This is a genomic window from Variovorax saccharolyticus (genome assembly GCF_030316765.1).
Lineage (GTDB): Bacteria > Pseudomonadota > Gammaproteobacteria > Burkholderiales > Burkholderiaceae_C > Variovorax > Variovorax saccharolyticus.
In genome coordinates, this window is the sequence record NZ_JASZYT010000014.1 from 1 (window position 1) to 13,085 (window position 13,085).

The 13,085-nt window shown below is 63.7% G+C and carries 15 protein-coding genes and 2 pseudogenes; 14 read left to right on the forward strand and 3 right to left on the reverse strand.

The features are described 5' to 3' along the window. A pseudogene (locus QTI45_RS31240) lies at nucleotides 1–321 on the reverse strand (hypothetical protein); the annotation flags it as partial. 543 nt (nucleotides 322–864) lie between these two features. On the opposite strand from QTI45_RS31240, the gene QTI45_RS31245 reads away from it, so the two are divergent. The 10 genes and pseudogenes from QTI45_RS31245 to QTI45_RS31290 all read left to right on the forward strand — a co-directional run bounded on the left by QTI45_RS31245 (nucleotide 865) and on the right by QTI45_RS31290 (nucleotide 7,735). Beyond that, nucleotides 865–1,131, forward strand: a complete 267-nt coding sequence (locus tag QTI45_RS31245; protein WP_286374432.1) for a hypothetical protein — start codon at nucleotides 865–867, stop codon at nucleotides 1,129–1,131. 14 nt (nucleotides 1,132–1,145) lie between these two features. Then, nucleotides 1,146–1,886 (forward strand): DUF3047 domain-containing protein, encoded by a 741-nt coding sequence (locus QTI45_RS31250; RefSeq protein ID WP_286657125.1) that lies wholly within the window; start codon nucleotides 1,146–1,148, stop codon nucleotides 1,884–1,886. Between the two features lie 138 nt (nucleotides 1,887–2,024). Continuing rightward, nucleotides 2,025–2,609: a hypothetical protein gene (locus tag QTI45_RS31255; RefSeq protein WP_286374430.1), complete on the forward strand. Its 585-nt coding sequence runs from the start codon at nucleotides 2,025–2,027 to the stop codon at nucleotides 2,607–2,609. Between the two features lie 58 nt (nucleotides 2,610–2,667). Then, nucleotides 2,668–3,435: a DUF2092 domain-containing protein gene (locus QTI45_RS31260; protein WP_286374429.1), complete on the forward strand. Its 768-nt coding sequence runs from the start codon at nucleotides 2,668–2,670 to the stop codon at nucleotides 3,433–3,435. 322 nt (nucleotides 3,436–3,757) lie between these two features. Continuing rightward, nucleotides 3,758–4,081 (forward strand): hypothetical protein, encoded by a 324-nt coding sequence (locus QTI45_RS35550; protein ID WP_444813231.1) that lies wholly within the window; start codon nucleotides 3,758–3,760, stop codon nucleotides 4,079–4,081. A gap of 291 nt (nucleotides 4,082–4,372) precedes the next feature. Continuing rightward, nucleotides 4,373–4,748, forward strand: a pseudogene (locus QTI45_RS31270) (hypothetical protein). A 94-nt stretch (nucleotides 4,749–4,842) separates the two neighbouring features. Beyond that, nucleotides 4,843–5,235 carry a hypothetical protein gene (locus tag QTI45_RS31275; RefSeq protein ID WP_286374427.1) on the forward strand — a complete coding sequence of 131 codons (393 nt, stop codon included), beginning with the start codon at nucleotides 4,843–4,845 and terminating at the stop codon, nucleotides 5,233–5,235. Between the two features lie 647 nt (nucleotides 5,236–5,882). After that, nucleotides 5,883–7,016: an AI-2E family transporter gene (locus tag QTI45_RS31280; RefSeq protein ID WP_286657126.1), complete on the forward strand. Its 1,134-nt coding sequence runs from the start codon at nucleotides 5,883–5,885 to the stop codon at nucleotides 7,014–7,016. A 49-nt stretch (nucleotides 7,017–7,065) separates the two neighbouring features. After that, a complete protein-coding gene (locus QTI45_RS31285; RefSeq protein WP_286374425.1) occupies nucleotides 7,066–7,278 on the forward strand; it encodes a hypothetical protein in 213 nt (70 codons plus the stop codon). A 16-nt stretch (nucleotides 7,279–7,294) separates the two neighbouring features. Continuing rightward, nucleotides 7,295–7,735, forward strand: coding sequence for an ion channel (locus tag QTI45_RS31290; RefSeq protein WP_286374424.1), 441 nt, complete (start codon nucleotides 7,295–7,297; stop codon nucleotides 7,733–7,735). A 122-nt stretch (nucleotides 7,736–7,857) separates the two neighbouring features. Here QTI45_RS31290 and QTI45_RS31295 read toward each other — a convergent pair whose 3' ends face one another. Continuing rightward, complete coding sequence (locus tag QTI45_RS31295; RefSeq protein ID WP_286374423.1) at nucleotides 7,858–8,151, reverse strand: hypothetical protein; 294 nt, start codon at nucleotides 8,149–8,151, stop codon at nucleotides 7,858–7,860. A 110-nt stretch (nucleotides 8,152–8,261) separates the two neighbouring features. Between QTI45_RS31295 and QTI45_RS35555 the strand changes: the two genes are divergently transcribed. Continuing rightward, complete coding sequence (locus tag QTI45_RS35555) at nucleotides 8,262–8,837, forward strand: DUF8612 domain-containing protein (protein ID WP_444813333.1); 576 nt, start codon at nucleotides 8,262–8,264, stop codon at nucleotides 8,835–8,837. Between the two features lie 45 nt (nucleotides 8,838–8,882). Beyond that, nucleotides 8,883–9,011, forward strand: coding sequence for a DUF4143 domain-containing protein (locus tag QTI45_RS35580; RefSeq protein ID WP_506555406.1), 129 nt, complete (start codon nucleotides 8,883–8,885; stop codon nucleotides 9,009–9,011). A 597-nt stretch (nucleotides 9,012–9,608) separates the two neighbouring features. Here QTI45_RS35580 and QTI45_RS31305 read toward each other — a convergent pair. Then, on the reverse strand, nucleotides 9,609–9,785 hold the full coding sequence (locus QTI45_RS31305) for a DUF3606 domain-containing protein (protein ID WP_286374421.1): 177 nt from the start codon (nucleotides 9,783–9,785) through the stop codon (nucleotides 9,609–9,611). Between the two features lie 111 nt (nucleotides 9,786–9,896). Here QTI45_RS31305 and QTI45_RS31310 point away from each other — a divergent pair, with 111 nt between their 5' ends. Then, on the forward strand, nucleotides 9,897–10,523 hold the full coding sequence (locus QTI45_RS31310; RefSeq protein ID WP_286657128.1) for an ATP-dependent DNA ligase: 627 nt from the start codon (nucleotides 9,897–9,899) through the stop codon (nucleotides 10,521–10,523). A 1,182-nt stretch (nucleotides 10,524–11,705) separates the two neighbouring features. After that, on the forward strand, nucleotides 11,706–12,989 hold the full coding sequence (locus tag QTI45_RS31315) for a phospholipase D-like domain-containing protein (protein ID WP_286374419.1): 1,284 nt from the start codon (nucleotides 11,706–11,708) through the stop codon (nucleotides 12,987–12,989). Nucleotides 12,990–13,085 lie beyond the last annotated feature (96 nt).

The window sequence follows — 13,085 nt, forward strand, 5'->3', positions numbered from 1 at the left end:
ATCGAGCGTGCCGCTCCAGTTCTTGTATTTGTCGGTGCTGTTGAAGGCGCCGAAGCCGGTGCCGAACTTGCCGTCGAGTTCCTCGTACTGGCCGCGCAGCTCGATGTTCCAGCTGGGACTGATGGGCTTGCCGACGGCCAAGCCGCCGCCCCAGCCGTTGTCGGCGTTGCGGTCACCGTCCGGATGGACATAGCTGCCGAAGGGCGTGATGTACCAGCGGTCGTCGAAGTACTGCTCGGCGCTGAACGTGGTCTGCGCAAGGCAGGCCCCGTACGGGACGGCTAGCGCGCAGCAAGCGGCAAGGGTGCGTCGGTGGAACATGAAAGCCTCCTCACGGAGTTATGGAGCGGTCAGTTTTGGTGTGACCTTCGATCGAGGCCAATATGCCGAAGGATAGATAGGCAAGCCGAAGAAACGGCGTATATGACTGAAGCAGGCGCCGAACAGGTGATGTGCCAGCGGCTGTAGTCGTACGGCCCGGATGCGAACGTGGTCCGGGCGGTTGGACTTCCTCGCCTTGTCAAGGGTCGGTGAGTTGACCTGCGAGTGGGCGCAATACCTTCAGTTTCAATTGATACGGCGATCGGGTGGCTCGAGTTGCGCTTCAGCAACTTCCAGTGAGTTCGTGGTCCATGCTGGATGTCGAGTAGAAGACGCGCCCGCCCGTGGACTGGCGTCAAATCAAGTCTCCAGTACCCGCGTTGACTGACAAACGTCAATGCGCGGATCTGCGAGGGAAAGACAATTGCTGTCCGCCGGCTTTCCCCCCAAAGCGGCGTCGAGTGTGTCTCACTGCTTCTCTTCGAGGTCGTCATGGAACCCCGGGACAACCACTGTCGCAATCGAAAGAAAAGGAGAATTTAAATGGTCGAAGGATATGGACTTTGGAGCCGGCCCGCTGGCTTGTTGGCCGCAGCCGTGCTCCTGGCGCTTTCGAGCGTTGCCCTGGCCACCGATCAGTCGCAACAGCGACAACAGGGCAGGAGTGCCAATCAGGCCACCAAACAGGACGCCCGGTCGGACAAGGTGGACTGCCGGGCCGAAAACCAGAAGAGCAACGCCGCGTGCCGGCAGGACAAGCGCAACACGAAGCAAGACGGTCGGCAGGAGAAGCGAGACATCAAGTACTGACGGATGTCGATCCCGTGACCAAATCCCCGCGCGTCCTTGTGACGTTGATGTCGACGGTTTTCGTGACGGCCATTGCCGCGACGCCAGACCCGGGATCGCCTTGCCGGTCCCGCGATCTCGCATTCGATGACAAGAGCGCGGCCTGGACGCACGTTCCTCTATCCAAGTTGAAGCGTGACACGAAATACGACGTTGTGCACGAGGGCGATCGCTCAGTGGTACTGCGTGCCACCGCAGACCGTTCTGCCTCGCTATTCGTGGCGCGGCTCAAGCCCTCGCTGCGCCCGTCCATGACCCTCAACTGGGAATGGAAGACCGACGCATTGATTGCGGGCGCTGACAACCGCGACAAGGACCGCGAGGACGCGCCACTGCGTGTGCTGGTGGCCTTCGACGGCGATATCGCCAGCCTCTCCGAGGCGGAGCGAAAGCGATTCAGTCGGGCGAAGAATCTGACCGGGCGTGAAATACCCTATGCCGTGCTGATGTACATCTGGACCGATCAGGTCCCGGTTGGCACGTTGATCCCCTCTGCGCACACGAGCCGGGTCAAGATGCTTGCCGTCTCCTCAGGGTCAGGCGACCTGGGCCGCTGGCAATCGGTTCGGCGCAATCTTGCTGACGACTACAAGAAGGCTTATGGCGCCGACCCCGGCCCAGTGTCGGGTGTCGCCGTGATGACCGACACGGACAACACCGGCACCATGGCGGTGGGAAGCTACTCCAACATCCGCATCGACTGCGAGGGCCGCTGACTTTTGTGGCGCAGGCTCTCTTTGACACACCGGTGCGGCATGGCTGGATAGTTCCCGTGGATTGACGAAAGTCAATGTGGAGGCCGCACAGACGCCCAAAATTCCGGCGTGGCTGTCCACTTCGGGAAAGGAATTCGCATGAAGCTCCTCACATCGCTCACGGTCTCGGTGGTGCTCGGCACGTTGCTGCCTGTCGCCTTCTCGAAAGACCAATCCGGGACCGAGATCACCGCTTCGACCAAGCCCGGCACAGGAACCATCAAGGAATTGGTCAAGGTCACTGGTGTCGTCGAGGCCATCGATCTCCAGACTCGCCATGTCACCGTCAAGGATGCGACTGGCAAGCTGATCCCGCTGGCCGTCGGCCCTGAGGCGCGCAACCTCGAACAGGTCAAGGTGGGCGACCGGGTCACGGTCCGCTACGCGCAGGCCTTGACGCTCACGTTGGTGAAGGACGGCAATGAAATACGCAGCAGGGTCGACTCTCCTGTGACCGGCAGCAGGACCGTGAAAGGTGAACGCCCGGGCGGGTCGTTGGGCAGGCAAGTCGAAGTCACTGCGAATGTGGTCGCCGTGAACCGAAAGACCAAGATGATCACGCTGCGCGGGACGGAGTATGAGGTCGACCTGAAAGTGCGAGATCCAGATCAACTGAAGATGATCAAGGTCGGCGATCAAGTCCACGCCACCTACACCGAAGCAGTGGCGCTCTCGATCGACTGACAAGCGCATCAACGTGAGAAGGGCGCCGGGGAGGGCACGCATCCCTCAAGGAGTACCAATGAACACCGGAAGACTCGCAGCCTCCGTGCTCGCGCTGGTGCTGACGGCACCTGTCATCGCACAAACCGCGTCAGCCCCTGCTGCCCCGCCCGCCGGCAACGCCGTCGACCCGGCGTCAATCCAGGCCCTCAAGGACATGGGCGCCTACCTGCAGACGCTGGATCGCTTCCGGACATCGACGTCGCTGACGGCCGAACGAGTGCTGAGCGATGGCCAGAAACTGATGCACACCGCATCGGCTACGGTCGAGGCGGCGCGTCCGAGCAAGCTGCGCGCCCGTATGTGGAGCGCTCGCTCAGAGCGCGAAATCCTCTATGACGGCAAGACGGTCACGCTGTACGCGCCCGCTCAAAAATACTACTCGACCGTCGAGTTCTCCGGGCCCAACAGCGTGCTCGTCGACCAGCTCGAAGTGCAATACGGTGTCGAGGTTCCCATGTCCGATCTGTTCACGTGGGGTACCCCCGCGGCGCCGGTCGACAAGATCGAGTCGGCCATGAATGCCGGGCAGGACATTATCGGAAACAGTCTCTGCGACCACTACGCGTTTCGCCAGGGCGACTTCGATTGGCAGATATGGATCGCGACCGGCGGAAAACCATTGCCGCTCAAGCTCGTGATCACCAATCGCGGTGACGATGCGCGCCCGCAATCGATCAGTCTCATCGAATGGAAGGTGGATCCGTCGTTCAATGAAGCGACGTTCAAGTTCAAGCCACCGAAGGGTGCGACGCGCATCGAAATTGTCCCGGTCAAGGCCAGGTAGGGGAGGGGTAACCATGAGGCGATCATTCAGCAGGGTGCTTGCGGTTCCCGCAGGCGTACTGTTTCTTCTGAGTCTTGCGTTGACCCCTGCGGCCGAGGCGGCGCGCGACGGCAGCGGAGGAGGGAGAGGCGCAGGAGGTGGTGGAGGTGCTCGCGCAAGCGCGGGCGCAGGAGGAGGGGGCGGTGGTGCCCGCGCGAACGCCGCGGGCGGCGGTGCTCGCGCCGGTGGCACTGGGGCTGCATCGTCTGGCGCAGGCAGGCAGGCTGCCCAGATCAACAACAACAGGGCCGACGTGCGGACCAACGACGTCCGCAGCACCAGCGTGAACAATGTCAACAGCAATCGCAGTGCCAACGTCAATGCCAATCGCAACACAAACGTCAATGCCAATCGGAGCGTCAACGTCAACGTCAGCGGCAACAACAATTGCTGTGGCGGGTGGGACAATGACTACCATCCTGTAGCGGGTGCGGTGGCCGTTGGGGCCGCTGTCGCCGTGACCTCGGCAGTGGTCGGCTCCGTCGTGCGCTCCGTGCCGGCCAACTGCGTCCCCGTCAACTACGGCGGCATGGTGTACCAGCAATGCGGCAGCCAGTGGTATCAGCCTCAGGGGTCTCAATTCGTGATGGTGAATCCGCCCTATTGAGGTTCCGGGCACGCAGGAAGGAGCGACCATGAGCGCGAGGCAAGAAAAGTACGATCGCCTGATAGAAGCCTGCGAGGCGCTGCCGCCACACCGACGCCCGTAGTGCACCCCTTTCGACCAAAGTTCACCCGAAGGCATGCGAGAGGCGATGAGGCTGGGCTTGATCGCACCGATCGTCGTCGGTCCGCGTGCCCTGATCGAAGCTGCGGCAAGGACTTTCAATGTGGACATCGCCGGCATTCCGATCGTCGATGCGCCCGACAGTGTGCATCGCGCCGATGCTGGGACAAGATGGACATCGTGCAGAAGGCCATCGACCTGGCGCGCGCCCTGGGGCGGGAGGAAGCGCGCACCCACAACGTGGGCTATGCCCGGTCCGCGGTCGGCCACCGGGTCGAGCACGGCGGAATCGCGTTCTCTCAGGCGGTACGGATCACACGGACGTGGTCTCCGAGCGCACCAAGCCGAATCCCCCTGGCGCCTCTGTACCTGCCGCACGACCTCAAGCCCATACAGATCCTCGCGCAGCAGCGGCCGGATGCCCCAGGTGGCCTGCGTCGACACCGCGTTCCATCGCTCGCAGCCCGAGTCGGGCCAAGCCGTTGCCCTGCCGGCTTCGTTCACGCGGCTCGGCGTGCGGCGATTAGGATTCCACGGTCTGTCCTAAAGTACATCGCGAGCGTTCTGGCCCAGTCGACCCGAGAGCAGCGGCGGGCCGCACCACCGTCGCGCACCTGGGCAATGGCGCCAGCAGGTGTGCCATGGCCGCCGGACGGAGTCTCGCCAGTACTATGAGAGGTTCATGCCGTCGACGGGCTGCCGATGGGCACGCGCTGCGGCAACCTGAACCCGACCCCGGCGTGATCCTCTACCTGATGGACGAGCTGCGAATGGTTGCGCGTGCGACCCAGGACCTGATCTACAAGGTGTCCGGCCTGCTGGGCGCGTCGGGTTTCTCGAGCGAAATGCGAGCCCTGCTGGCCAGCGATGACGCGCGCTCCCGCTTCGCCAGCGACCTCTATGTCTACCGAATCGGCCGCGAACGCGGCTCGCTCGTCGCGGCGGCGCCGGGTATTGATGCTCTCATGTTCACCGCGGGCATCGGCGGACATGCAGCGGTGCTGCGCGAGCGCCTGTGCCGCGAAGCCGCCTAGCTCGGAGCGGAACTCGACTCGGCGGCGGATCTCGCGGATGAGCCGCTCATCAGCACGGCGTCGAGCAAGGTGGCGGCGTGGGTCCCCCTCGAACGAAGAATTGATGATTGCGCGGCATTCCCGCGAGGTGCTCGGCCAGAAGGAGTGACCGAGACGGGTCGTAGCCATATACAAGCCACACCCTTGCGGACCCGGCGCTTCTGGCGACACTGCGACGCACGGAATGTGACCGTGCGCGAAATCCACACGACCCCAAGGACGCGCTGACGGCGGCAGTCAACAGGATGTCGGCCGACTCGCGCTACTCGCGCTTCATGACCAGTATGCGCGAACGTCCGACGATGTCGACGCCGCTATCGTCCGCGGCGCGCGCTACGGCGTCGGAAGCCGGCTGCGGCACCTGAGAGTTCGCAACCACGGTGGTCGATGACTGGCAGCACCTCGACCTGGCGCCGCGTCTGACGTAAACGCCAATAGATCAACGCGGCCGTTCCTTGAGCCATCGCGGCGGTCCCTGGATCGCGCCTGATTGCCGGGAACTGCGCGCGCCCAGGCAGGGATGAATACCGCGGTGTTGAGAGTCGTCAACTCGAAGGCAAGGAAACTCAGGAAAATTCCTACGTCGTCTACTTTTCGAAGGTCGACCCATGAACATGCTCGCAAGGCCCGATCTCGTCCTCGAAACCCGGCTGTCCAGGAAGCTCATGGATGTGTACATCCGGGTTGGTCTGGTCCTGGCCCTGACGCTGCTGTGCTATCGGATCTTCGCGCCATTCATCACGATGATGGCCTGGGCGCTGATCCTGGCCGTGACGATCTATCCGGGCCATCAGGCGCTAGCCCGCAAGCTGGGCGGCAAGCAGGGGCTGGCAGCCACCTTGCTCGTGCTCGGCGGCATTGCGCTGATCGTCGTGCCTACGGCGGTGGTGTTTGGCTCGATGGGCGATTCGGTCCACGGGACGATCGAGCGCGTAAGAGCCAACGCGTTTGCGGTTCCCGCGCCGCCGGCGCGCGTCGCCGAATTGCCAGTCGTTGGCCCGAAGCTCCATGGCTTCTGGTCGCTTGCGCATACGGACATGCCAGCGGTCATTCAGAGGATGCAGCCGGAACTCGGCGAACTGGCCGCCAAGGCGCTGGGGATGGTGGCGAGCATCGGCGGAACCATACTGCTCTTCATGTTTTCGTTCATCATCGCCGGCATCATCATGGCCTTTGGTGAGTCGGGTGCCAAAGCCGCCCAGTCCATCCTCGGGCGCATTGTCGGCAGCCGGCGAGGCGAGGAGTTCGCTGTTCTGGGCACCTCGACCATTCGCGCAGTGGCGCTGGGCGTCGTCGGCGTGGCCTTCATCCAGGCGATGGCTGTGGGCATCATCATGATCCTTGCCGAGGTTCCCTTCGCCGGCGTGCTGGCCGTGATCGTGCTGGTGCTGGGCGTCGCGCAGGTGCCGGCGCTGCTGGTCACCGTGCCGGTGATTGCCTACGTCTGGCTTAGCAAAGACTACGAGACCGTGCCGGCCGTCGTCGATACGGCGCTTCTTCTGGTCGCCGGCATGCTCGACAACGTGCTGAAGCCGCTGCTGCTGGGCCGGGGCGTCGATGCGCCCATGCCGGTGGTGCTGATCGGTGCGCTGGGCGGCTTGGCGGGCGCCGGCATCCTGGGCATGTTCCTCGGCGCCACGGCACTGAGTCTGGGCTACCAGATCCTCATGCGGTGGGTGGCGACCGACCCCGACATCGTCGACATCGCCGAATTGGAGGGCGAGTTGCCGATCGTCTCTTGAACCGATGCCCGCGATGCCTTCGAGGGGGTCGAGCTTGCGAGCCCAGGCCTTGGCCGGTGCCGCCGCCGCGACGCTCGGAGGCTGCACGACCGTGGGCCCTGATTTCGAGCGCCCCCGCGTCCCCTGGCTGTCCGGCGGGAGCAGCGGTTCAATCGATGCCCTCGCCGCCGACCTCCAGCGCCCGCGCCAGGGCGCGATGCCGCAGTGGTGGCGCAACTTCAACGACCCCGTGCTCGACACGCTGTTCTTCAAACGGAGCTGAGCGGAGGAATCACGCGATGCTGATCAATCTCGCGATCGGGCTGCCGACCGTCCTGCTGTGCCTGGTACTGCAGGCGGCCTTCACCTTCTGGAGCGTTCGCTACTACTACCGCCAATCGAACCGCGAGACCGCCGTCGCAGGACCCTTCGTCCAGATCCGCTCGCTGCTGGCCGTGATGGTTGTACTGGTGCTAGGCAACTTCCTCCAGATCATGATCTGGGGATCGCTGTTCATCGTGCTGGGCGAGTTCAGCGAGTTGTACGAGGCGGTGTACCACTCCGCGGTGAACTTCAGCTCGCTCGGCTACGGTGACGTGGTGATGACCAAGCGCTGGAAGCTGCTCGGCCCGCTCGAGGCCGCGAACGGCGTGCTGATGTTCGGCCTCACGGGCGCCGCATTGATGGCAATCTTGCAGCAGATGGTCAGGACGCTGACCGAAAGGGCCGGGGAGAAGTAGGGCCTGCGCTGCCACTGGTCGTGCGGCCCCGGTGCTCGGAGCCAAGTGCTTTCGCTGCGCACGCGTGCTCATCGTCGGCATCGAGGCGCTCGTCTGTCCGGGCGCTCGGATCCGCCGCGCGACTATTTCTTGAAGTGCCCTTTCTCGCACCAGAACTTGGTTCTGATATCAGGGTGGGCCTGGAACACGGCCCTTGCCGCTTCGCAGTTATCGCGGTTGTATGCGTCGCCGTCGGCCGCGTCAAAGGTCGCGACATGGACGCGCTGGGTGGGGTCTACCACGCTATCACGGTACAGCGTATATCGATCGTCACGGCCAGTGCAACCGACAGCGGCAGCGCACAAGGCGATGCCGATAGCGGCGCCTGCGGCGGCCTTGCGGCTGCGGTCAATGGTGCGGGGATCGCGGATGCTCATGAGGGGCGGTGTCCTGGCTGCTATCGGGAGTCGGAAAAGGCGCATCTGCACGGAATCGTACTTGGCGGCGGGTGAGACTGCCGGCATCTTGGGCTCCCGGCGGGAACCTGATGCACAAGGCCGGAGTTTCCCAGACGTGTTCGCAAACGAAGAGACTGCAAGCAAACGCACCGAGTCGCACGAAAAGTACGACAACCCCGTGCCGCGTGCAAGCCCGCGGACTCGAGAGCCCTGCCTTTCTCTCTAGCCGAAGTTGCGCGCCTGCACCCGGTCAGTCGCTGCCACAAACGCTCCTGACGGGCATCTTTCCGCGCCTCCACGACCAAAGCCTGGACCCTTCGCAGGCGCTCGGTGACTATTTCGCGACCTACGTCGGGCGCGACCTTCGCCAATTGGCCGCCGTCCACGACCTTCAGCGCTTCGAGCGCTTCGTACGGCTGTGTGGCGGGCGCGTCGGCCAACTCGTCAATCTCACGAGTCTGGGCAATGAAGCCGGTCATTCACACGCCACCGCCCCGGCGTGGCTTGATTTGCTCCACACCAGCTACATCGTGCAAGTCCCGCCCCCCTGGTTCACCAACACGTCGAAGCGGCTGGAGCCCAAAGTTTTCCTTTACGACGTGGGTCTGGCCTGCTGGTTTGTCGGGGTTGCGCAGCGCCGAACAGGTGGCGCGCGACCCGGGTGATCATGGAGGCTCTCAAGACCCGATTCAACCAGGGACTCGGCTGAGATGTACTTTTTCCGCGATGCGACCGGGCACGAGGTCGATCTGCTGATTCCTGAAGGACGCCAGCTTCGGGCTGTCGAGATCAAGGCGGGTGACACCCATCAACGTCGAGTACTTTTGGGGCCTTCGTAGTTCTGCTGCTGCCTTTCCCGACGCGCTGGAGGAGGCAGCGTCGTTTACGGCGGCGATACGGATCAAGCGCGAAGCGACTGGCCGGTCGATGGCTGGCGACGCCTGCAGCATCCGCCCTGACGATAGCTTGACGGCGCTAACGTCGAGCAGCATCGAGCGCCCGGCGCAGCGGGTCACTTCGGGATGGAGAAGCCGCCGGCGCCTTGGCGGCTGGCCAGCGAGTTGTCGCATCAAGGCGTTTCGGCCAATCGATCCGCGAGTCAGTTCGTTGCCACCTTCCATTGCTCTTGACCGGATCGCGCTTTCGATTGGAGGAGCCATTCCTCGCCCCAGAGCTTCTGATCGAGTCCGATCAGCAAGTGCTAAACGGGCGCTCAAGCCCTAAGTGCAACTTTTATGGTCGACGACCGCGGGCGGGTGACTTCGACTTGGCGCGGGCCAGCGCCTTTTGCCCCAGCGCAGTGACCTTCGCTGCACTGTCGGTGGAGCCTTCCTTCGGCGCGCGCCGCACTGGCTTGCGCGGCGTTGCCTTCAAGGATGCGGCGGCCTGTTCAAACGCCGGGCCGCCCGGGCCCGCGCTCGAGGCTCGGCCGCCGGTCATTTGTTCCGGAGGTACTCGCGCACCTTCTCCGCTGAGTTGCCGACCGCCGCCACGGCCGCCTTTAACGTCTTCTCGTCGACGCCGAGCGATTCGGTCCAGCTGCGGATCTCGTGGGGTTCCGTCAGGGCGATCAGTTTCCGATCGAGACCGGTCTTCTTGGGGTCATCTGCCATGTGAGTCTCCTAACAAAGACGTCATTTCGACCCGCGCGCGACGACTTTGCATTCAGCAGAATGCGCCTATTGCTGACAGCCAGTGCCCTACATGCGTCGCACTGTTCGCCCATGGACCTCGATGACTACCCGCCGATGCTCCTCGACCACCGTCCCCTCCCGCTGACGGCGCCTGGCTGGATCTACGAGATCAAGTATGACGGGTACCGGCTCACGGCGTTGTTTGGAGACGGTCAGTGTCGGCTGCGCACGCGCGGCGGCGCCGATGCCACCCGCTGGTTTCCAGAGGTGGCCGAGTCGCTGGCCGCGGTGCGCGGCGGGCCGTATGTGACGGACGGGGAGATCTGCGTCTTCGATGACATCGGCCGGTCGGACTTCAAGCGGTTGCAGGACCGCGCGCGCCGGCGCCGCTGGTCCGAAGGCTGCGCCCCCGTGTCCTACGCCGTCTTCGACCTCATGGTAGACCACGGCATCGACATTACCCAGCGGCCGTTGTTCCAGCGCAAAGCACTCCTCCGCGAGCTGCTCGACCCCAGCCCCAACAACGTGCTGGCCGTGGGCCACTTCGACTCGGACATCCCGCGCATCTTCAACGACGCCGTTCTGGGCCTGAAGCTTGAGGGCCTGGTTGCCAAGCGGGACGACAGCCTCTACCTGCCCGGCACGCGCAGCCGCGACTGGGTCAAGGTCAGGCGGACGGGTGCGGTGCCCGCAGTGCGGTTCAAGCGGCCGCGGTGATTCAACTGCCTGGTTTCATGCGAGCCAGCCCGCCAGCCGGCGTAGCGCCTGACGCCTGAAGCGCGGCATCTCGTTCGGGCGTCCCGCCGGCCCGGGCCTCGAGATCGCCAGCGCCTTCGAAGGCAGGGCGGCATCGTCTACCTTCGGTGTCTCCTGAGGAGGCGGGGGCGGGTCATCGTGCTCCGGAACACTTGGGCATCAGCCATGGCCGTTGTTCCTGGCCGTCCACGGGCGCGAGGCAAGCCGGTTTTGGACGTCCTCATCAGCAGCGTGCCGCGCCGCCAGAACCGAGACTTGGCGCCGACGCTAGCTCAGCGAATTGCACTCCCGCGTCCCTTTCAGACCACCACGAATTCGCGGCGGCGCCGCGCGCCTGGTCGCCGCCTCCTGCCGGAGGATGGCGCAGAGCGCCTCCAGTCGTCCAGCCTCCACTCTCGCCCGCCCGGCATGCGCGGCCGCACTCCAGGGCGCCCTTGGATTTCTGACCGAGGATTTGCCTGGTGCTCGACGGAGACGCCGGCCGAGCCTGGGACCACGTCGGGCCAGGACGGACAGCGCCATGAGGTCAGGCACCAGGGTCTAGCGCACCATGGGCCTCGCTGAGACGCCCTCCGGCAGCAGGTGCACGGCGGCCGCGGCCTCTTTCATGAAGTCGTCCCATCAGGCGAGGTCTTGACGCCGCAGCGTCGTTTTCGGGTCTGATGACTTAGGAGCCTGCCTGCGATGGGAGCGGTCCTCTGCAAGAAAAAGCCCGCCGAAGCGGGCAACCCGACACTCGTTCGGGGTAGGAGGACCTGATGGTGGATGCGTTGGCAGCGAATGTCAAAACCCATATTGCAGAACGGTCTCTACGGCTTGAACTCCCAATAAGCTCCTGCCTCGGTACTCCGCTTGAGCAAGCCAAAGCGAGCGTTTGCGCTCTGGCCTCTCCATGACGCGTGAGTCTCCATACATGAAGTGCCCGAGGAAGTCGGTATTGCCATTCGTCGCATCGAGGGTCTCTATGCCACTCATCTCAATATCGCGTCCTCTCTCGATCGTGGGAAGTGCCATCCCGACCCTCTCGCGGCGGCGTCCTACCGACATTGGAGACCCGCCGGTTGCCAAAGGCCAGACATTCGGGGCGAAACTTCCGTGGAGGCGTCGTTCCTCTCAAGACCACAAGACACGTCGCACGCCACCATGAACTCCCTGAGAAATCGTACGCAAGTCATCCTTTGGACGCTCGTGCTGTCGGTGGCCGCGACCACACTTGTGCTCGCCTTCACCGGCGGTGAGAAGAAACTCGACGAGCAGGTGAGCCGTGAATACGCGCTGCACGACGCCCAGTACCAGCGAGCTCTCGGCGTCATGCTTGGACCGCCCATCACGGAGGGCAATCGATTCGAAGCGCTGCACAACGGCGACCGGATCTTCCCTCCCATGCTGGCTGCCATTCGAAGCGCTCGGCAGAGCATCACTTTCGAAACCTACATCTACTGGTCGGGCGACATCGGGCGTGCGTTTGCCGATGCCTTGTCCGAGCGGTCGCGAGCCGGCGTCAAGGTGCACGTGCTCCTCGACTGGGTCGGCAGCGCAAAGGTGAACGAGGAGTTCGTGAAGGAGATGGAGGACGCGGGCGTACAGATCCGCAAGTTCCACAAGCCGAACTGGTACGACATCACCCGCATGAACAACCGCACTCACCGTAAGCTTCTGGTGGTCGATGGCCGTGTCGGCTTCACCGGCGGAGTCGGCATCGCCCCCGCATGGACAGGCGATGCTCAGGACGCGGAACACTGGCGCGATTCCCACTTCAAGGTCGAAGGGCCCGTTGTCGCCCAGATGCAGGCCGTGTTCATGGACAACTGGATTAAGGTTTCGGGCGACGTGTTGCACGGCGAACGGTACTTTCCGCCGATCGCCAGCATGGGTAGCGGTCGAGCTCAGATGTTCAGCAGTTCTCCTTCCGGGGGGAGCGAGAGCATGCACCTGATGTACCTGCTGTCCATCGCCGCGGCGACGAAGAGCATCGATCTCGCCAGCGCCTATTTCGTGCCGGACGATCTGACAGTCAAGGCCCTTGTCGCGGCGATGCAGCGTGGTGTACGGGTGCGCATCATCACGCCGGGCCCGATCATCGATTCCAAAACCGTTCGCGGCGCGTCACGTGCCGCCTGGGGCCCACTACTCGAAGCTGGCGCAGAGATCAGCGAATACCAGCCGACCATGTTCCATTGCAAGGTCTTCACGGTCGACGGGTTATTGGTCTCGGTCGGCTCGACGAACTTTGACAACCGTTCGTTTCGTCTCAACGACGAGGCGAACCTCAACATCTACGATGAAGCGTTCGCATCCATGCAAAGGATCCAGTTCGAGGCGGATCTGAAGCAGTCGAGACTCATCACTCTCGACGAATGGCGCGAGCGCCCCTTGTCAGAGAAAGCACTTGAGCATCTGGCCTCCCTGCTGTCCGCGCAACTTTGAAGCGATTCAAGTCTCGACACGATGCGTTGGCTGGCCCCGATCGGGCGGCGCACCTGCTGCCCGTTCCTCAACGCGGCGGTGGCGCGTTTCGCCCCG